Here is a 19,455-nt window from a genome sequence, read left to right on the forward strand (position 1 = left end):
CCATTCAGGAGGAGATTGATTATGACGGAAACTAAAACACAACAATTAAAAGTGGTACCAGTAGCAGGAAGAATTGGAGCGGAAATTCAAGGAGTCCAATTAAGCGGAGACTTGGATTTAGCTATTTTCAGTGAAATCAAACAAGCGCTAAACGATTATAAAGTCGTATTCTTCAAAGGTCAAAATCATTTGGACGATGCTAGTCAAGAAGCATTTGCCAAACTACTAGGTGAGCCTTATGCACATCCTACAGTACCGGTCAAAGACAATACAAACTATATCTTCGAACTTGATTCTGAACAAGGTGCTAAAGCAAACCATTGGCACACTGATGTTACTTTCGTTCCAGAAGTTCCTAAATACTCTGTTTTAAGAGGCGTAACCATTCCTAAAGTGGGTGGAGATACAGTTTGGGCAAATACGAATAAAGCATATGAAGATCTTCCAGAAGGATTGAAAAAATTAGCAGACGAACTATGGGCCATCCATACAAATGAATACGATTACGCTCAATTCAAACCAACCGAAAATATCAATGATGAGATTAAAAAGAAATATCGTGATGTATTTGAATCGACAATTTATAAAACGAGACATCCAGTCGTTCATGTGCACTCAGAAACTGGGAAAAAGCATTTGTTATTAGGTGGCTTTGCGGGAAGAGTTGAAGGATATACAACAAGTGAATCTGAACGATTATTGAGTATCTTCGATTCATACGTTACCCGCTTAGAAAATACCGTACGTTGGCAATGGAGCGAAGGGGATGTTGTTATTTGGGATAACTTAGCCACGCAGCATTATGCTATTGCAGACTATGAGAGCCAACATCGCGTTGTTCGCCGTGTCACAGTAGGAAAAGATGTTCCTGTAAATAAAGACAACGAATCCAGTAGACTACTTATTAAGAAATAAAACTTTCTGTCTGAAATGAAAAGGGACACTCATAAAAAGTGTCCCTTATTCTGGTATTTATATGTCATCTTAAGGCAAGTCCGTTTATAATGAAAGGATTTATTGTACCTAGGGAACTAGATGTGATACTCACTAACTTTGCCTTGTTTATTCAAACTTGTTTTTTTGATAATCGATTGGTGATGGTATCTTCTTGTGGTGAAGTTCGCCGTATGTAAAAGGCCAGTATGAACGCAACTATGGTTAACCATGTAGCTATCATAAATGCATCATCTACCCCCATTACACTTCCTTGTTTAATGGCCATTGCCATTTGGGTTTTATTTTCTGGTGAGATATGATTTTGTGTTAAAATTCCCTGTACATGTTTCGTTCCCTGATTTGTCATAACTGACACAAAGAATGCCATGCCGACAGCACCTGCAACCATTCTCAACGTATTAACCATTGCTGTTCCGTATTTATTTAAGCTAAGTGCCAATTCATTTAATCCAGCTGTAAAGATAGGCATCATCAGTATCGACATACCAAACATTCTAATAGTATATACCCATACCACATAAGAATAAGACGTATCTGTTTCAAGCCGTGTTAAAAGATAGGTTGTAATAATAGTAATAGCAAGTCCGCTTACCGCTAGCCATCTCGCCCCAAACCGATCAAACAGCTTACCTGTGATAGGAGACATAATCCCCATTACAATACCTCCAGGCAATAGCATGAGGCCAGATTCCAAGGGAGTAAAGCCACGGATATTCTGCATATAGATTGGCATTAATATCATTCCAGAGAACATACCCATAGTCGCGATGACGTTGATAATCGTAGTTAATGTGAACATCCGATAACGAAAAATTCGAAATTCCAAAATAGGATGCCTTACGGTAAATTGTCTCCAGACAAATAATACTATACTGATTCCGCCAACAAGGAACATTATAAGGACTTCTAAACTGCCCCACCCCTTAGTACCGCCTGTAGCAAATCCGTATAGAACTCCTCCAAATCCGATAGTGGATAGAATTACACCCATTTTATCGAGTTTGGGTCGGCTAGTTTCCCCTACATTTTTAATGATAAAAATTGCAAAAAGAAAGTCAAGAAGTGCAAATGGGAAAATGATAAAAAACAGAACTCTCCAGGAATAGTTTTGTACAATCCATCCTGATAACGTTGGTCCTACGGCTGGGGCGAAATTCATCGCAATTCCAAATATCCCCATCGCAAAACCACGTCTATTAGGAGGAAATAAAGTGAAAATCACATTTGTAATCAAAGGGAATAAAATCCCTGCACCTGCAGCTTGAACCACACGTCCGATCAATAAGACGGAGAAGCTAGGTGCAATTCCACATAAAAAAGTTCCTAAAGCAAAGAGTCCCATCGAAGTTAGATATAATTGTCTTGTGTTAAACCTTTCCATCAAGAAAGCTGTGATCGGGATGACAATCCCATTGACCAACAAAAAGATAGTTGTCAGCCAATTAGCTGTTGCAGCCGATATTTCAAAATGATTCATCAATTGAGGCAATGCGATATTGATTAGAGTCTGATTCAAGAAAGCGACGAGAGCACCAGCCAACATCACCGCAAACATGGGACCTGTACGAATTTTAGTGATTGCTGTTTTATCGAGATTCATTCTTACGGCACTTCCTTTGGTTGAGTTATTACATATCGTTACTTCCTACTATATTTTTCAAGTCTTAATATTCTAATTCGACTTTACTAAGTTAATATGCCTCCCTATCATAAAGGAAATCAACCTATCTTATCCAATAATACAGTCAGCTAAATTCGTTTAACCTCAATTTACGACTTTTAGATGGTGTTTTTCTCAACTCATATTGGCACTATATTAAAGATATTTCTTTGTTGTTCCCATCTTAATAACCATACAACCAGACCTTAATTCGTATAATTGTATTTTGTTTACCACTATGAATGTAATCACATCAGTGAATAGATAAAAAAAAGAGAAACAGCCGATAAATTTATATCGATTGTTTCTCTTCATTCCATATTTCAGCTTATTTTTGTCTGCAACCTCATCCATTACTGATGTCATTTTTTAATTAGGTCTTTTTACAAAACTCTCCACTTAATGGGAGAAAGTTCAAAATTCAAGTAGCCTTTTTATGAATTAATTCCCCTGAACGATTATCTCATCAATAATACCGTATTCCTTCGCCTCATTTGCGCTTAAAAAATAATCACGATCAGTATCCTTCGCCACCTTTTCGATAGGCTGCCCAGTCCTTTCCGAGATGATCTGATTGATATGATCCTTCAGTTTCAAAATCCTTCGGGCAGAAATTTCAATTTCCGTAGCTTGCCCCCTTGCCCCTCCAAGAGGTTGATGAAGCATAATTTCACTATTCGGCAAAGCGCACCTTTTTCCTTTCGTACCCGCCAATAAAAGCATTGCCCCGAATGATGCAGCCATACCCGTACATACAGTCCGGATATCAGGTTTAATATATTGCATCGTATCATAAATAGCAAAACCGGCACTAGTCGATCCCCCAGGACTATTTATGAAGATGGTAATTTCTTTATCAGGGGCATCTGCTGCCAAGAATAACAATTGAGCAACCACACTATTGGCTAAATGATCGGTGATTTCTTCCCCAATCATGATGATTCTGTCTTTTAGAAGTCTGGAATAAATATCGTATGAGCGCTCACCCTTGCTGGATTGCTCAATTACATATGGAATGGTAGTCATATCTCTTCTTCCTCCTAACAAAATGATTGGCTATGCAGCCATTGAGAGAGTGTTTGAAGGAGTGAAGCATGCTTTGGAGTGCATCGAACGATTCATCAGTTTAGGAATCATTGATTCACTGTTCAGGGATTTGAAAGATGGAATACTTCTAATGAGGATATCAGGATTTCGGACCTTCAAAGCCTGCGTCATCAGAGACATCAGCCTCTGTTCCTCATCATCTTGCCAATCTTCCGCACAGGACAACTTACGCTCATCAATGCCATCTTTGTCAAAACGCTTTTTCACACGATTCAAGATGGCCTTTACAGCCGTTTCCGTCGTGTTCAAATAATCTGAGATTTCTTTAGATCGATAGAGGAACCCTTCCTTTAATATGAACACCACAGCTTGTTTTGGGGTAAGGGATTTTATAATATATTCAACCGTTTCAAAGGCATTTTCCCCAATTGCCCCCTGCTGTTCGGTGTCCTTCAGATCCTCTACGGATTCTTTTTTTCTTTTACGTATCGTATCAATCCAGGAATGACGGGCTATCGTCTTCAATAAAGCCGTTGTTACCTCCGTTTTATTCCCATAGCCCTGCATTACCTTCAGTATCGTATCCTGTGCTAAATCATCGCCATCCCAATTATTTTGGGTAAGGAATCGGCAAAACCGAAGCAATTCAGGATAGACTTCACGCAAAATCATGTCGTTATCTTTTCCTTCAGAAATATCTTCTTTCAACTTATTTATCATTTTTCTCACTCCTTCAACACCCTCTATCCTATAAACGTTTTAGAAAGAGAAAAAGATATGGGGGTGAAAATTTTTTCCTTTATTTTATTCTATTCCATTTTTTCCTGTGGATTTCCTTTCATACTAAAAACCTGTTTGGTTATGACCCAAACAAGCTAATCTCAGTGTTCTGTATGCAGCAAATAGACTATACTAGGGCTTCCCCTCTTTGTGCACCGGATTCGTCACCAATAATTTAATCAAGGCACACCCAATGTAAACAAATAGTTAAAAGTTTACTTTCAAAACGGTAATTTTTTTGACTTCTTGCCTGTTCAAGTGTTATTCTTTAACTATCAGATAAAAGTATACATTCAAATCATTGATTCTACTAGCAGGATGAAAGAGCTGATGCAAAATGGCGAAAGAACATTTAATTGACGTTCAACCAATCAGATCATTGGAAAAATTAGATGATATGAAATGGTCATTGAAAAGACATTGCAGCGAAAGAGATTACATATTGTTCCTTTTAGGAATAAATACTGGCTTACGTGTGTCTGATCTATTATCGTTGAAGGTAAAGGATATTAAAGGCCAGATGAAAATTATCATTAAGGAAGGCAAGACAAAGAAGCCTAGAACAATACAGCTTAACAATGTATTTAATGAGTTAGCAACTTATATAGATACCATTGATAGCGAATGGCTATTCCCTTCACGCAAAGGTGATAAGCCGATAAGCAAGATACAAGCATACAGACAGCTTAATAAAGCCGCAGATATGGTAGACATTGAAAGTGTAGGAACTCATACCATGCGGAAAACATTCGGATACTGGTACTATAAACAGAGTAAAGACGTGGCTAAATTACAATTGATTCTTAACCATTCACACCCTGAAATAACTTTGAAGTACATAGGAATTGCTGATGAAGAAATAGAGGACAGCTTAAATGGCTTTGTACTATAGGAGGACGGATTAAATGACACTAACTGAATACAATGCAAAGTACGAATATATCATTCGCAGTAATATTTCTGACAGACAAAAGGCACTGAAATTAGCTGATTTAATGACCGATATGGAAGGACATCTAAATGAGGCGGGGGAACATCAGAATAAAGAGGCAAATGCTTTGTATAGAAAAGTATCCCTTCTATCCAACTTGTTATAATCGAGCTTAAGACCTTGCCTTATGTGCAGAGGTCCTTTTTTGTGCTTTGAAAGTAACGATTACAATTGCAGCTTGAAGTAAATGCTTTGTTTCTGTAAGGCTTTGGAGTGAACCACATTTACTAATGCCACTGCACTAATTGCACCTGGCAGGCCTTTTCCTCTTGTAAGGCCATACATGTCATCAGGTTCATTTTGATAAATACGGACAACCTTGTTTACATATTAAACATACTTAAGGAATACTTTTTCGCCATCATTTCCAAGATCTTTATCCCGGCAACACTGTTCCCCTTCTCATCAAGCGCAGCGCCATAAATTCCAATCCCACATTTTCCGGGGACGGCCCCCATGATTCCCCCTGACACACCGCTTTTAGCCGGAATTCCAACATTAATGGCAAATTCACCTGATGCGTTATACATGCCGCAGGTAACCATGAATGTCTTGCAAATACGGGCAATGTCCCCGGGGATGATTTGCTTTCCCGTCAACAGATCTTTCCCATTCATGGCCAGCACACAGCCGATCCTCGCCAAATCCTGACTGTCCATTTCAATGGCACACTGCTTCGAATACAATTCGATTAAGTCCTCCACATCCTCATTTATTACATTATGCTGCTTTAAAAAATAGCTTAGCGACCTATTTAAGTCTGCTGTATTGTATTCTGAACGTGCAACATCTTCATTAAAACCGATAGTAGGATTTTGCGTCAATTCCCGGATAAAATGTAAAATACGATTGAATCGCTCATTTACACTGTCACCTGCAACCATGTGGGTCACAGTCAATGCTCCTGCATTGATCATCGGGTTTAACGGCTTGGATGCCTTGTTTGTCTCTAACTTGGCAATCGAATTAAAAGGATCACCGGTGGGTTCTTTTCCTACATAGGAAAAGACATATTCCTCACCTTTTTCCATTAATACCAGAGCAAGTGTCAAAACTTTTGATATGCTTTGCAGAGTCACTTTACCACTTACATCCCCCGCACAATACCCTTTACCGTCAGGATAGTAAATAGCCACAGATAAGCCCTCAGGATTCGCCTTTTCAAGAGCCGGTATATAGTCCGCCACTTTTCCCTTATTTGTATATTTTTTTGCCTGATCAACCAGTTGCTGTAATTCTTCATTGGACCTGCATTGACATCCCATATTGTTCACAATTTGCCGCCCCTTTGAAAATTTGTCTTGTGAAGTGTTGTTATTATTTATTACCATATTTCATAGTTATTATTTGCAAAACTAGGAAGCAGATAATAAAAGAAGTAAAGTTACAGGAGCTACTATCTTCATTGTGGGAGGAGGCTATTCACTCTCTTTGCATTGCTTCTGATATAGAGGAACGGTTACATAGTTCTGATTGACTTATAATGACAAAGGAGAGGACCGTATAGAGAGCTATGTAATCTCAAAAACCCCATTTTTCATTTTCTATTTATTTATTAGTCAAGCTTTCTCAGACAACTCCTCTTTCTCTTGGTCTTGTCTTATTGGATATCAGTTTAATTTCTCACTCAAAAAAGCCAGCTCCAGAGCGAATCTCCAAAGAGTATTCTACCAGTTGCCCCTCCAAGGAGGCTTCCTTATAAGTGTTCCTGTTCCATTACTACCTTACTAGGTTGCCTTGAAAATGGGAAATCCAGAGTGAACAAGGGAGGAAAAGCTCTTTTGACTCTTCACGTTTGCTGGAACTAATATTACATACTTAAAAATGATGTGGCTTTCAGTTTAAAGTCGGGTCTCAATTTAATTACATTAATTTATTAGCATTTTATCTAACTCACGGACTTTATCATATGACTCCAATAGTTGTTCAGGTATTAATGTTCTCCCATAATCCCAAGCATTAGTTTCTATTTCAGATTTCAGCTTTTCTTTTTCCTCTTCGTGACCATACATCATAATCCTTAAATCATGTTTATTTTTCTTAAAATCTAAATAATAACCAATAATACGATAAAGAATAATTTTAACAAAGTCTTCCTCTGTCTCTTTAATTCTAACTTTTCCTTTATAACCGTTAACTTGAAGATAATTAAACTTTATAGTATTGGTCGATACGTTATAACTCATAGGTGCACTTAGATTATTGTCAAATTCACAAATAATATCCAAATTGTGCTCATTTAATGTGTTATTAATTATTTTTTCGATATCGCTTATATAAAGCATTTAACTATCACTTCCCTTTTAAAGACTTATTTCATTATAGTATTAGCTTAAGTTATTCTTCCTTTATCAATATAATAAACTGTTTAGATATTAAAATCATACAGTTAGAAAACAAAGGAAATATTTACTATGTAATAATGAAGTGGTGTGTACGTCCTACGAGAAGATTGTTAATAATCCCCTATAGACCCCCTAAAAGGGAAGAGATTGCTTTTAATTACTCTTCCATACTTTCCTCCTTCTATTTATTTCAATTTAAAACTTTCTATCATTGGTTGTATTTCTTCTTGATATTGTTCCACCATCATTTCAAGTGAAAGCATTGTAAATCGGTTCTTTGCCTTTGGCAAAGGCGTCTATCGACATTTTCTAGTTACTCAATTTGAGTACAGATGTACATTCATCTGGTGAGTAAAAGTGCTCAACAGATAAAGATTGACAACATTTTTATGGTGACTCATACTTGTAGTGATTAATATAACAGAATATTGAGAATATTGGAGGGGTAATTATGAATAAGATTTTCGTTCCTAACGCAATCGCTACTTTAACAAGACTTTTCTACAGTTCAACTACACTGAATGAGTATTTAGCGATGCGAACCGCTCAATTCTACATTGAAGACCTGAAGTTACTACAAGACGTGGAAGCTGTTGCCTTGGCAATTGAAGATCAAAATGCTTTCGCTTTAATGTCTAAATTTAAATTATTTGATTATAAGGCTGCTGAAGAAATTGAAATAGCACTATCCGCTTCTGGCTATACGGAAGCAGAACTCAATGCTATGAATATAGAAATCTGAAATCATCGGGCCACTACCATTAACTGGTTCTAATATCAATAATGATTTTTAGGGTACGAATAGTTTTCTTAACCTATTGTTCCGCTAGTTCACTGAGCCTCTCAAATTGACCGCTATAATGTAGCGGTGTAAATCTGAATGAAGTAATTGTTCATGAAGGTCAAGAAGGCATATATGCAATGTATAAAGTGGGTAAAAAGCTGATGTGCGTAATATACACCTCAGGCCCTAACGTCAAAAAGCTAGTAGCACTAATAAAGTTACCCCCGTTGAAATAGCCTGTAATTATTGCAATGATATGTAGGTGCCTCGATAGCCACGAGGTACCTGCATATTTAATATGCACGTAAAATCCCCAAGAATATTTAAAATAATGTTGAAATGGAGGTGAATGCACCGTCATGACCGAATATTATATTATGGAGAAGGTCGCCCCAAAGGAGTTTGTACTCAAAGAAGTTTTAAACTTCCACCGAATGTATAGAACTGCATCTCAAAGCAAGCATCACCCTTACAAATTTACCGATTTAACCCAAATGTTAATTGCATAAGAAATGAAGGTGAATGCTTTCACACGGATGCACACTTGATGGAAAGTAGGAGAAGCCATGGAGAAATCGAAGAGTTTACAAGAAATCTATAATGCCAACCGACCAGAAAATAATGAGCTTTTCCGAGCGATACAACAACATCTTCAAATGAAGCATCCAGACAAGCGAATGACAGCTGTGTTCGGTAATTTCAGAACTGCATAACTCACAAGACTGGATGAGTTGATAAGAAACTTTTTCGTATCAACTCAACTGTATAAAAGCCGACTTTCCACGTTACGCAGCTCTCCAGATGAAACACTATCGGCAACAATTATTTGCAAGGTTCTCATATATTCACTTTCGGAATTATACTTTTCAACAAAGCTTTCACAGAGCCAGAAGTAGATATGAAGTATTACAAGATGGGGCATGTCGAACACAGGCCAAATATTTGGGAGGGCATGAGTAAAGAAGAATACCAAAAAATAAAATATTTAGAGGAACAGAAAACATTCAATTATGATCTCTACGAACCAGAGCTGCTTGACGCAGAAGGAAATCCGATTATTGAAGAAAATGTTGAATACTAAAAAAAATGTGCACGATTTGGACACATCTTTTTTGTTTACTTATAAATGCAATGCTCCGAAATTAGGCTTCGTTTTCTCAGTGGTAGAAATCCATTCTCCTAATTCATCGAAATATTTTTGAACTTCTTCTTTAGTTTTGGTTTCTGAAGCATCCCAAATATGTGATAAGAAATATCCTAAATCGTTTGGATATGAAAATGATTCTCTGTCAAATGCTTTTTCAATAGCAGGACTGCCGAGTTTATCGCCTTCGTCACCATGAATTTTCATAGTAATAACAGTCCATCCATTTTCTTTTTTTATAAGAGTGTAATTGTCATAATGGCCCCAACGATTGCTATGAACACGTAATTTAAAATCTTCACCGATATTATTCAAATTTTCCCCTATCTTCCCATAATACTACAACTGTATTTTACCACCAGAACGCGGTAAATGACGAACTTCACGGTATTTAATATCAGCAATTTAATATCCTTTTCTGTCATTGTTACCAATGGTCGTTTAATCGCATTAAATTGTTCTCGATAATATTTCAAAGTATGAGGACAAAGATTCCTTAATTGGCAGTCTTCAAAGAATAATTTAAACTCCAATTCATCAGATTTAACGTAAGTAGTTTTTGTAACAATTCTTAATTCATCTTCCTATAGTAAATTTCCTCCTTTACTCATCGCACACTACCCCGCACAATATTTGTACATATTCTGTAGTGCGTGATAAACACAAAAAAGCTTCACACAATTAAGTGTGAAGCTTGAAGTAATAGCTTTTCTTCGCTATTGGTGATACCGGTGGCCGGGGTCGAACCGGCACTCCAGAGGAACACGATTTTGAGTCGTGCGCGTCTGCCAATTCCGCCACACCGGCATTTTTGTTGGAGGCGGCAACCGGAATCGAACCGGTGGTAAAGGTTTTGCAGACCTCTGCCTTACCGCTTGGCTATGCCGCCAACGTTTTTGGAGCGAAAGACGGGATTCGAACCCGCGACCCCAACCTTGGCAAGGTTGTATTCTACCACTGAACTACTTTCGCGAATGGCTGGGCTAGAAGGGATCGAACCTTCGCATGACGGAATCAAAATCCGTTGCCTTACCGCTTGGCTATAGCCCATTAACGTTATACTTATTATACCATTATTTATTAAAAAATGGGGCGACTGATGGGAATCGAACCCACGAATGCCTGAACCACAATCAGGTGCGTTAACCACTTCGCCACAATCGCCATTATAAAATTAAAATTGGCAGGGGTAGTAGGACTCGAACCCACACTGGAGGTTTTGGAGACCTCTGTTCTACCTTTAAACTATACCCCTATAAATAAAATGGTGGAGGGGGGCAGATTCGAACTGCCGAACCCGAAGGAGCGGATTTACAGTCCGCCGCGTTTAGCCACTTCGCTACCCCTCCGCATATGGATGTTACTGGTGCCGGCAAGAGGACTTGAACCCCCAACCTACTGATTACAAGTCAGTTGCTCTACCAGTTGAGCTACACCGGCACTACAATGGTGGCTCAGGACGGAATCGAACCGCCGACACAAGGATTTTCAGTCCTTTGCTCTACCGACTGAGCTACTGAGCCAAACAATAAAAATGGCGGTCCCGACGGGAATCGAACCCGCGATCTCCTGCGTGACAGGCAGGCATGTTAACCGCTACACCACGGGACCATAGATTGCGGGGACAGGATTTGAACCTGCGACCTTCGGGTTATGAGCCCGACGAGCTACCGGACTGCTCCACCCCGCGACGTTAATAATGCTGCTATTGCATCAAGTTTTCGTGTTAACTGTTTCATTATACATGATATATAGAAACAACTTGTTGCTTTTTAAAAAATGGTGGAGGATGACGGGATCGAACCGCCGACCCTCTGCTTGTAAGGCAGATGCTCTCCCAGCTGAGCTAATCCTCCATATGTTTTCGAAATGGTGACCCGTACGGGATTCGAACCCGTGTTACCGCCGTGAAAGGGCGGTGTCTTAACCGCTTGACCAACGGGCCAGTTGTAAATGGCGGAGAGCAAGGGATTTGAACCCTTGAGACAGGGTTACCCGTCTACACGATTTCCAATCGTGCTCCTTCGGCCACTCGGACAGCTCTCCAATAATGGCTCCGCAGGTAGGACTCGAACCTACGACCGTTCGGTTAACAGCCGAATGCTCTACCACTGAGCTACTGCGGAACGATATAAGCTTGGCGACGTCCTACTCTCACAGGGGGAAACCCCCAACTACCATCGGCGCTGAAGAGCTTAACTGCCGTGTTCGGAATGGGAACGGGTGTGACCTCTTCGCTATCGTCACCAAACATTATTAACATTTTTTCAAGACATATATTATTATAACGTCTTTTTGAGAAAATGCAAGAAGAAATTTTCATTCCTTCAAAACTAGATAATAAGAAGGTATTTCATTTTTAAAAGCGTGGTTAAGTCCTCGATCTATTAGTATCAGTCAGCTCCACATGTCGCCACGCTTCCACCTCTGACCTATCAACCTGATCATCTTTCAGGGATCTTACTAGCTTGCGCTATGGGAAATCTCATCTCGAGGGGGGCTTCATGCTTAGATGCTTTCAGCACTTATCCCGTCCGCACGTAGCTACCCAGCTATGCCTTTGGCAAGACAACTGGTACACCAGCGGTGCGTCCATCCCGGTCCTCTCGTACTAAGGACAGCTCCTCTCAAATTTCCTGCGCCCGCGACGGATAGGGACCGAACTGTCTCACGACGTTCTGAACCCAGCTCGCGTACCGCTTTAATGGGCGAACAGCCCAACCCTTGGGACCGACTACAGCCCCAGGATGCGATGAGCCGACATCGAGGTGCCAAACCTCCCCGTCGATGTGGACTCTTGGGGGAGATAAGCCTGTTATCCCCGGGGTAGCTTTTATCCGTTGAGCGATGGCCCTTCCATGCGGAACCACCGGATCACTAAGCCCGACTTTCGTCCCTGCTCGACTTGTAGGTCTCGCAGTCAAGCTCCCTTGTGCCTTTACACTCTACGAATGATTTCCAACCATTCTGAGGGAACCTTTGGGCGCCTCCGTTACTCTTTAGGAGGCGACCGCCCCAGTCAAACTGCCCACCTGACACTGTCTCCCACCCCGATAAGGGGCGCGGGTTAGAATTTCAATACAGCCAGGGTAGTATCCCACCAACGCCTCCACCGAAGCTAGCGCTCCGGCTTCTCAGGCTCCTACCTATCCTGTACAAGCTGTACCAAAATTCAATATCAGGCTGCAGTAAAGCTCCACGGGGTCTTTCCGTCCTGTCGCGGGTAACCTGCATCTTCACAGGTACTATAATTTCACCGAGTCTCTCGTTGAGACAGTGCCCAGATCGTTACACCTTTCGTGCGGGTCGGAACTTACCCGACAAGGAATTTCGCTACCTTAGGACCGTTATAGTTACGGCCGCCGTTTACTGGGGCTTCGGTTCAAAGCTTCGCTTGCGCTAACCTCTCCCCTTAACCTTCCAGCACCGGGCGGTGTCAGCCCCTATACTTCGCCTTGCGGCTTCGCAGAGACCTGTGTTTTTGCTAAACAGTCGCCTGGGCCTATTCACTGCGGCTTTTCCGGGCTATTCACCCTAAAAGCACCCCTTCTCCCGAAGTTACGGGGTCATTTTGCCGAGTTCCTTAACGAGAGTTCTCTCGCACACCTTAGGATTCTCTCCTCGCCTACCTGTGTCGGTTTGCGGTACGGGCACCTTACATCTCACTAGAGGCTTTTCTTGGCAGCGTGGAATCAGGAACTTCGGTACTATATTTCCCTCGCCATCACAGCTCCGCCTTAATGGAAACGGGATTTGCCTCGTTTCCGGCCTAACTGCTTGGACGCGCATATCCAACAGCGCGCTTACCCTATCCTTCTGCGTCCCCCCATCGTTCAAACGATGTATAGGTGGTACAGGAATATCAACCTGTTGTCCATCGCCTACGCCTTTCGGCCTCGGCTTAGGTCCCGACTAACCCTGAGCGGACGAGCCTTCCTCAGGAAACCTTAGGCATTCGGTGGAAGGGATTCTCACCCTTCTTTCGCTACTCATACCGGCATTCTCACTTCTAAGCGCTCCACCAGTCCTTCCGGTCTGACTTCAACGCCCTTAGAACGCTCTCCTACCATCGACACCATACGGTGTCAATCCACAGCTTCGGTGATACGTTTAGCCCCGGTACATTTTCGGCGCGGAGTCACTCGACCAGTGAGCTATTACGCACTCTTTAAATGATGGCTGCTTCTGAGCCAACATCCTGGTTGTCTAAGCAACTCCACATCCTTTTCCACTTAACGTATACTTTGGGACCTTAGCTGGTGGTCTGGGCTGTTTCCCTTTCGACTACGGATCTTATCACTCGCAGTCTGACTCCCAAGAATAAGTATTTGGCATTCGGAGTTTGACTGAATTCGGTAACCCGTTGGGGGCCCCTAGTCCAATCAGTGCTCTACCTCCAATACTCTCATCTTGAGGCTAGCCCTAAAGCTATTTCGGAGAGAACCAGCTATCTCCAGGTTCGATTGGAATTTCTCCGCTACCCACACCTCATCCCCGCACTTTTCAACGTGCGTGGGTTCGGGCCTCCATTCAGTGTTACCTGAACTTCACCCTGGACATGGGTAGATCACCTGGTTTCGGGTCTACGACCTCATACTCATTCGCCCTATTCAGACTCGCTTTCGCTGCGGCTCCGTCTTATCAACTTAACCTCGCATGAAATCGTAACTCGCCGGTTCATTCTACAAAAGGCACGCCATTACCCATTAACGGGCTTTGACTACTTGTAGGCACACGGTTTCAGGATCTATTTCACTCCCCTTCCGGGGTGCTTTTCACCTTTCCCTCACGGTACTGGTTCACTATCGGTCACTAGGTAGTATTTAGCCTTGGGAGATGGTCCTCCCTGCTTCCGACGGGATTTCTCGTGTCCCGCCGTACTCAGGATCCACTCAGGAGGGAACGAAGTTTCAACTACAGGGTTTTTACCTTCTTTGACGGACCTTTCCAGATCACTTCATTTACCCCGTTCCTTTGTAACTCCATGTTGAGTGTCCTACAACCCCAAGAGGCAAGCCTCTTGGTTTGGGCTAATTCCGTTTCGCTCGCCGCTACTCAGGAAATCGCATTTGCTTTCTCTTCCTCCGGGTACTTAGATGTTTCAGTTCCCCGGGTCTGCCTTCAGTACCCTATGTATTCAGGTAAAGATACTGTTCCATTACGAACAGTGGGTTTCCCCATTCGGAAATCTCCGGATCAAAGCTTACTTACAGCTCCCCGAAGCATATCGGTGTTAGTCCCGTCCTTCATCGGCTCCTAGTGCCAAGGCATCCACCGTGCGCCCTTTCTAACTTAACCGTTAAAAAAGATCTTACTGATGCTTTGAAAAAATTAATTGCCTTCTATCTATTATCTAGTTTTCAAGGAACAAAGTAGAAAGAATCCCATCACAACGTGATGATGTCTTTCGTATCTGAATGAATTACTCATTCAAAACTGAACAAAACAAAAGCGCTCTCGTATTTATCCTTAGAAAGGAGGTGATCCAGCCGCACCTTCCGATACGGCTACCTTGTTACGACTTCACCCCAATCATCTGTCCCACCTTAGGCGGCTGGCTCCATAAAGGTTACCTCACCGACTTCGGGTGTTACAAACTCTCGTGGTGTGACGGGCGGTGTGTACAAGGCCCGGGAACGTATTCACCGCGGCATGCTGATCCGCGATTACTAGCGATTCCGGCTTCATGTAGGCGAGTTGCAGCCTACAATCCGAACTGAGAATGGCTTTATGGGATTCGCTTACCTTCGCGAGGTTTGCAGCCCTTTGTACCATCCATTGTAGCACGTGTGTAGCCCAGGTCATAAGGGGCATGATGATTTGACGTCATCCCCACCTTCCTCCGGTTTGTCACCGGCAGTCACCTTAGAGTGCCCAACTGAATGCTGGCAACTAAGATCAAGGGTTGCGCTCGTTGCGGGACTTAACCCAACATCTCACGACACGAGCTGACGACAACCATGCACCACCTGTCACTCTGTCCCCCGAAGGGGAACGCCCTATCTCTAGGGTTGTCAGAGGATGTCAAGACCTGGTAAGGTTCTTCGCGTTGCTTCGAATTAAACCACATGCTCCACCGCTTGTGCGGGCCCCCGTCAATTCCTTTGAGTTTCAGCCTTGCGGCCGTACTCCCCAGGCGGAGTGCTTAATGCGTTAGCTGCAGCACTAAAGGGCGGAAACCCTCTAACACTTAGCACTCATCGTTTACGGCGTGGACTACCAGGGTATCTAATCCTGTTTGCTCCCCACGCTTTCGCGCCTCAGTGTCAGTTACAGACCAGAAAGTCGCCTTCGCCACTGGTGTTCCTCCAAATCTCTACGCATTTCACCGCTACACTTGGAATTCCACTTTCCTCTTCTGCACTCAAGTTCCCCAGTTTCCAATGACCCTCCACGGTTGAGCCGTGGGCTTTCACATCAGACTTAAGGAACCACTATGCGCGCGCTTTACGCCCAATAATTCCGGACAACGCTTGCCACCTACGTATTACCGCGGCTGCTGGCACGTAGTTAGCCGTGGCTTTCTGGTTAGGTACCGTCAAGGTACCAGCAGTTACTCTGGTACTTGTTCTTCCCTAACAACAGAACTTTACGACCCGAAGGCCTTCTTCGTTCACGCGGCGTTGCTCCGTCAGACTTTCGTCCATTGCGGAAGATTCCCTACTGCTGCCTCCCGTAGGAGTCTGGGCCGTGTCTCAGTCCCAGTGTGGCCGATCACCCTCTCAGGTCGGCTACGCATCGTCGCCTTGGTGAGCCATTACCTCACCAACTAGCTAATGCGCCGCGGGCCCATCTATAAGTGACAGCAGAACCGTCTTTCCATCTTCTCTCATGCGAGAAAAGAACATATCCGGTATTAGCTCCGGTTTCCCGAAGTTATCCCAGTCTTATAGGCAGGTTGCCCACGTGTTACTCACCCGTCCGCCGCTAATCTCAGGGAGCAAGCTCCCATTGATTCGCTCGACTTGCATGTATTAGGCACGCCGCCAGCGTTCGTCCTGAGCCAGGATCAAACTCTCCGAAGAAATGTTTGACTTGCTCATTTTGCTTTTTGATAGTGTGTGCTCACTTAAAAAATTAACGTTGGCGCTTTGTTTTGTTCAGTTTTCAAAGAGCAATTTCTTTGTCGTTTACTTTGTAAGCGACTTTTACATCTTATCATGTCGTTGACTATTTTGTCAACATGTTTTTTGATGTTTTTTGTTTTGTTGAAGCTGCGAAAGCTGATGTCCCGCAGCGACATGTATTAATATAACACCTAGATTATTATTGGTCAACACTAAAAATGATTTTTTTGAAATATTTTTTTATACTCTATAAAATCGATGATAAACGTCTTGTCCTTTTGTTTCCACTTTGATGACATCAATTACTTTCTTCTCTATTAAGTATTCTAACAGAACACCTAGATCTACTGAATAATAATTAAGTTCCGGATGATCCATTAACTCTGCAATTGTCCAAGGATCTTCTTTTGTACTCATTATTTCAACTAAATGCTGTGAACCCGTATTCGTCCTAGAGTAAATAAGAAATTCACTCGCAAGGAAAAGAAGCTCCAATCTTTTTTCAAGCGTTTCCTCACTACTAATCAATTCTTTATACAACTTATAGATTTCAGGTTCCATATGTTTCACTTGGTTCCAGACTGTAACTTCTGGATAAAAACCTTGTTCTATTACTTCCAAACGAGCTAAGTGATGCAGGGAATGAACAATATGATTATATGCATCAAGATAATGACCTTTTTCAAAGAAGCCTTTTCCATCCATATATCTGCGAATTAACTTCGCAAACTCCATCCCTATCTTCAACTTTCTTCCATAAAAAGGGAACTCTCGAATTTCGGTTTTCAAATGATCCAAATATTCATTTCGGTCAAAGAGGACCTTTCCGTTATAAATCCAGTCAACTACTTTTCGGTTTGTACCTAATAGAAGCCATTCTTTTAGTTGTTCTTCCTTTACGATATGTAAAGCTGCCTTTTTGTCCTGATATGTGTAGTGTTTTAAAAACACTGCCTCTTCTGCTTCATCTACAATAACAAAAAGAATGTAGTCAAATGTATCGGTAATCGGGCTATTATTTTCTCTTTTTTCTATTAACAAGATTCCAAGTGTAGATTTTAAACTTGCTCGCTCTTGATAAATCGGGCGAAGGATATCTTCCATTATAAATTCCTCCAAAACCTTTTTTTTTTTACATTCGACAAAACTCTTCAAAATCCTGTATTTCACCTAGATGATATTTACAAAAACAACATATTCAAAAGTAATATGTATCCTTTATTTCTTTTTTGTTCCATCCGTAGTTTATGTTATAGTTAAAGTTATATTTTAGGAGGGACAATCCATGGCTAAATATTCTAGCAAAATCAATAAAATCCGTACATTTGCTTTAAGTTTGATTTTCATCGGCTTTATTGTGATGTATCTTGGACTTTTCTTTAAAACACACCCTATTGTTATGACACTTTTTATGGGTCTAGGTCTTTTATTCATAATTGCAAGTACCGGCGTTTATTTTTGGATTGGAATGCTTTCTACAAAATCGATCCAGGTTGTATGTCCTAACTGTAGTAAACCTACAAAAATATTAGGGCGTGTGGATATTTGCATGCATTGTGAAGAACCATTGACCCTTGATAAAAAGTTAGAAGGCGAAGAATTTAACGAAAAATATAATCGCAAAAGCCTGCAAGACTAAATAACCCCTTAAGAGAGCTTATTTATCCCAGGCAGATGGTCCAAGATTAATTGTATCATTTTTTTGCAACAAAAAAAAAGTTCCAACCAAGTGGCGGAACTTTTTTTAATGTGCTTCTTTTTTTGAGCACTCTGTACAGTCTCCATAGATTTCCATCCGATGGTGACTAACATTGAAACCGGTGACCTGTGCTGCAAAATGTTCGACTTCGTCCAATGCCGGATAATCAAAATCTACAATTTTTCCGCAGGTTTGGCAGATTACATGATAATGATTCGTCGTTACAAAATCAAATCTTGCTGAAGAATCACCATAGGTAAGTTCTTTAACCAATCCTACTTCTCGGAACACACGCAAGTTGTTATAAACCGTAGCCACACTCATATTGGGAAACTTACCTTCTAGCGCTTTATATATATCATCTGCGGTAGGGTGGGACATAGAGCTTATCAAATATTCAAGTATCGCATGGCGTTGAGGAGTTATTCTTACACCGGTATCTTTAAGGGAATCCAACGCTTCTTTTAACTGAACTTCAGACACCGCCATCCACCTCTTTTTTCTCATTAAGTATGAATTATTAAATTATAATATTTATAAATAGTGTACCTTTTATACGTTGATTTTGTCAATATTTCATCTGTTTATCGATTCATTTTTAGTTTATTCATTACCCCTTTAATTCTTTCCCATTTTCTAATTGTGCCTAGTATCCTTTTGATTGATCAATGACGTTGATAAAGTCTTTTCAATCTATTCAGGAATTCATGCATGTTTTTTTCGAAAATTGAAAAGGTTCTAGGTAAATATTCACTGCTTTTACTCGAAAGATGCGGTGTGACCGTTACATTTTCCATACGCTAAAATGGATGCTCCTTATCTAAAGGTTCTGGATCGAATAAATCTAAAATGGCATGAGCAATTTCCCTGTTTTGTAAAACCTCTATCAACACTTCCTCTTTAACCAGATCACCTCGTCCAATATTCACGAAGACAGCAGAACCTTTCATAGCTTTAAAGTGTTCTTTTTGCTACAGATTT

17 protein-coding genes, 15 tRNA genes and 3 rRNA genes are annotated in these 19,455 nt (G+C 41.3%); 7 read left to right on the top strand and 28 right to left on the bottom strand.

Translation table 11 applies throughout. The features are described 5' to 3' along the window. Window positions 1–21: 21 nt before the first annotated feature. Entirely contained in the window at window positions 22–915 is an 894-nt protein-coding gene (locus tag JFV29_RS09360) for a TauD/TfdA dioxygenase family protein (protein ID WP_201182763.1), read from the top strand. Window positions 916–1,066: 151 nt separating this feature from the next. On the opposite strand, the gene JFV29_RS09365 is transcribed toward JFV29_RS09360, so the two are convergent. The 4 genes from JFV29_RS09365 to JFV29_RS09380 form a co-directional block, all read right to left on the bottom strand. Further along, the gene (locus JFV29_RS09365) at window positions 1,067–2,557 is read right to left on the bottom strand and encodes a DHA2 family efflux MFS transporter permease subunit (RefSeq protein ID WP_201182765.1); all 1,491 of its coding nucleotides are present in this window, start codon (window positions 2,555–2,557) and stop codon (window positions 1,067–1,069) included. Between the two features lie 216 nt (window positions 2,558–2,773). Beyond that, a complete protein-coding gene (locus JFV29_RS09370; RefSeq protein WP_201182767.1) occupies window positions 2,774–2,983 on the bottom strand; it encodes a hypothetical protein in 210 nt (69 codons plus the stop codon). Window positions 2,984–3,058: 75 nt separating this feature from the next. Next, window positions 3,059–3,643, bottom strand: coding sequence for an ATP-dependent Clp endopeptidase proteolytic subunit ClpP (gene clpP, locus JFV29_RS09375; RefSeq protein ID WP_053344522.1), 585 nt, complete (start codon window positions 3,641–3,643; stop codon window positions 3,059–3,061). A 30-nt stretch (window positions 3,644–3,673) separates the two neighbouring features. After that, window positions 3,674–4,384, bottom strand: a complete 711-nt coding sequence (locus tag JFV29_RS09380) for a sigma-70 family RNA polymerase sigma factor (protein ID WP_201182769.1) — start codon at window positions 4,382–4,384, stop codon at window positions 3,674–3,676. A gap of 397 nt (window positions 4,385–4,781) precedes the next feature. Between JFV29_RS09380 and JFV29_RS09385 the strand changes: the two genes are divergently transcribed. After that, window positions 4,782–5,336, top strand: coding sequence for a site-specific integrase (locus JFV29_RS09385; RefSeq protein WP_242485334.1), 555 nt, complete (start codon window positions 4,782–4,784; stop codon window positions 5,334–5,336). Window positions 5,337–5,349: 13 nt separating this feature from the next. Then, the gene (locus tag JFV29_RS09390; protein ID WP_053344519.1) at window positions 5,350–5,541 is read left to right on the top strand and encodes a hypothetical protein; all 192 of its coding nucleotides are present in this window, start codon (window positions 5,350–5,352) and stop codon (window positions 5,539–5,541) included. A 217-nt stretch (window positions 5,542–5,758) separates the two neighbouring features. On the opposite strand, the gene glsA is transcribed toward JFV29_RS09390, so the two are convergent. Continuing rightward, window positions 5,759–6,700, bottom strand: a complete 942-nt coding sequence (glsA, locus tag JFV29_RS09395) for a glutaminase A (RefSeq protein WP_201183498.1) — start codon at window positions 6,698–6,700, stop codon at window positions 5,759–5,761. A 603-nt stretch (window positions 6,701–7,303) separates the two neighbouring features. Further along, complete coding sequence (locus tag JFV29_RS09400) at window positions 7,304–7,720, bottom strand: hypothetical protein (RefSeq protein WP_201182771.1); 417 nt, start codon at window positions 7,718–7,720, stop codon at window positions 7,304–7,306. A gap of 511 nt (window positions 7,721–8,231) precedes the next feature. Between JFV29_RS09400 and JFV29_RS09405 the strand changes: the two genes are divergently transcribed. The 3 genes from JFV29_RS09405 (at window position 8,232) to JFV29_RS30010 (ending at window position 9,645) form a co-directional block, all read left to right on the top strand. Next, on the top strand, window positions 8,232–8,522 hold the full coding sequence (locus JFV29_RS09405) for a hypothetical protein (protein ID WP_201182773.1): 291 nt from the start codon (window positions 8,232–8,234) through the stop codon (window positions 8,520–8,522). Window positions 8,523–9,130: 608 nt separating this feature from the next. Further along, on the top strand, window positions 9,131–9,277 hold the full coding sequence (locus tag JFV29_RS09410) for a hypothetical protein (RefSeq protein WP_201182775.1): 147 nt from the start codon (window positions 9,131–9,133) through the stop codon (window positions 9,275–9,277). Between the two features lie 185 nt (window positions 9,278–9,462). Beyond that, entirely contained in the window at window positions 9,463–9,645 is a 183-nt protein-coding gene (locus JFV29_RS30010; RefSeq protein ID WP_141521376.1) for a hypothetical protein, read from the top strand. A 39-nt stretch (window positions 9,646–9,684) separates the two neighbouring features. Here JFV29_RS30010 and JFV29_RS09415 read toward each other — a convergent pair whose 3' ends face one another. The 20 genes from JFV29_RS09415 to JFV29_RS09510 form a co-directional block, all read right to left on the bottom strand. Continuing rightward, window positions 9,685–10,023 carry a hypothetical protein gene (locus JFV29_RS09415; RefSeq protein WP_201182777.1) on the bottom strand — a complete coding sequence of 113 codons (339 nt, stop codon included), beginning with the start codon at window positions 10,021–10,023 and terminating at the stop codon, window positions 9,685–9,687. A gap of 411 nt (window positions 10,024–10,434) precedes the next feature. Continuing rightward, a tRNA-Leu gene (locus JFV29_RS09420) sits at window positions 10,435–10,515 on the bottom strand. A gap of 8 nt (window positions 10,516–10,523) precedes the next feature. Next, a tRNA-Cys gene (locus JFV29_RS09425) sits at window positions 10,524–10,597 on the bottom strand. An 8-nt stretch (window positions 10,598–10,605) separates the two neighbouring features. Next, window positions 10,606–10,680 (bottom strand) — tRNA-Gly (locus JFV29_RS09430). Between the two features lie 3 nt (window positions 10,681–10,683). Continuing rightward, window positions 10,684–10,758, bottom strand: a tRNA-Gln gene (locus JFV29_RS09435). A gap of 38 nt (window positions 10,759–10,796) precedes the next feature. Then, window positions 10,797–10,872 (bottom strand) — tRNA-His (locus JFV29_RS09440). 17 nt (window positions 10,873–10,889) lie between these two features. Continuing rightward, a tRNA-Trp gene (locus JFV29_RS09445) sits at window positions 10,890–10,963 on the bottom strand. Window positions 10,964–10,973: 10 nt separating this feature from the next. Beyond that, a tRNA-Tyr gene (locus JFV29_RS09450) sits at window positions 10,974–11,057 on the bottom strand. A gap of 15 nt (window positions 11,058–11,072) precedes the next feature. Next, a tRNA-Thr gene (locus tag JFV29_RS09455) sits at window positions 11,073–11,148 on the bottom strand. A 7-nt stretch (window positions 11,149–11,155) separates the two neighbouring features. Further along, window positions 11,156–11,231, bottom strand: a tRNA-Phe gene (locus tag JFV29_RS09460). A 12-nt stretch (window positions 11,232–11,243) separates the two neighbouring features. Beyond that, window positions 11,244–11,319: transfer RNA gene (locus JFV29_RS09465), tRNA-Asp, on the bottom strand. A gap of 5 nt (window positions 11,320–11,324) precedes the next feature. Beyond that, a tRNA-Met gene (locus tag JFV29_RS09470) sits at window positions 11,325–11,398 on the bottom strand. A 90-nt stretch (window positions 11,399–11,488) separates the two neighbouring features. Beyond that, window positions 11,489–11,564, bottom strand: a tRNA-Val gene (locus tag JFV29_RS09475). 14 nt (window positions 11,565–11,578) lie between these two features. Further along, a tRNA-Glu gene (locus tag JFV29_RS09480) sits at window positions 11,579–11,653 on the bottom strand. 9 nt (window positions 11,654–11,662) lie between these two features. After that, window positions 11,663–11,754, bottom strand: a tRNA-Ser gene (locus JFV29_RS09485). A gap of 5 nt (window positions 11,755–11,759) precedes the next feature. After that, a tRNA-Asn gene (locus tag JFV29_RS09490) sits at window positions 11,760–11,834 on the bottom strand. Between the two features lie 9 nt (window positions 11,835–11,843). After that, a 5S ribosomal RNA gene (gene rrf, locus JFV29_RS09495) occupies window positions 11,844–11,959 on the bottom strand. 116 nt (window positions 11,960–12,075) lie between these two features. Continuing rightward, window positions 12,076–15,006: ribosomal RNA gene (locus JFV29_RS09500) — 23S ribosomal RNA — on the bottom strand. A 175-nt stretch (window positions 15,007–15,181) separates the two neighbouring features. Then, window positions 15,182–16,733: ribosomal RNA gene (locus JFV29_RS09505) — 16S ribosomal RNA — on the bottom strand. The 16S, 23S and 5S rRNA genes sit together here with 15 tRNA genes alongside, the layout of an rRNA operon. A 282-nt stretch (window positions 16,734–17,015) precedes the next feature. Continuing rightward, the gene (locus JFV29_RS09510; RefSeq protein WP_201182779.1) at window positions 17,016–17,879 is read right to left on the bottom strand and encodes a nucleotidyltransferase-like protein; all 864 of its coding nucleotides are present in this window, start codon (window positions 17,877–17,879) and stop codon (window positions 17,016–17,018) included. A gap of 181 nt (window positions 17,880–18,060) precedes the next feature. Here JFV29_RS09510 and JFV29_RS09515 point away from each other — a divergent pair, with 181 nt between their 5' ends. Then, entirely contained in the window at window positions 18,061–18,414 is a 354-nt protein-coding gene (locus tag JFV29_RS09515; protein ID WP_053344507.1) for a YgzB family protein, read from the top strand. A 105-nt stretch (window positions 18,415–18,519) separates the two neighbouring features. Here the strand turns inward: JFV29_RS09515 and perR are convergent, their stop codons facing one another. Both perR and JFV29_RS30970 read right to left on the bottom strand, forming a co-directional pair. Further along, window positions 18,520–18,963: a peroxide-responsive transcriptional repressor PerR gene (gene perR / locus JFV29_RS09520; RefSeq protein ID WP_053344506.1), complete on the bottom strand. Its 444-nt coding sequence runs from the start codon at window positions 18,961–18,963 to the stop codon at window positions 18,520–18,522. Window positions 18,964–19,274: 311 nt separating this feature from the next. Beyond that, the gene (locus JFV29_RS30970; protein WP_309558556.1) at window positions 19,275–19,403 is read right to left on the bottom strand and encodes an NAD(P)-dependent oxidoreductase; all 129 of its coding nucleotides are present in this window, start codon (window positions 19,401–19,403) and stop codon (window positions 19,275–19,277) included. Between the last annotated feature and the right edge of the window lie 52 nt (window positions 19,404–19,455).

Origin of the sequence: Peribacillus sp. TH16 (genome assembly GCF_016651095.1) — a bacterium.
Lineage (GTDB): Bacteria > Bacillota > Bacilli > Bacillales > DSM-1321 > Peribacillus > Peribacillus butanolivorans.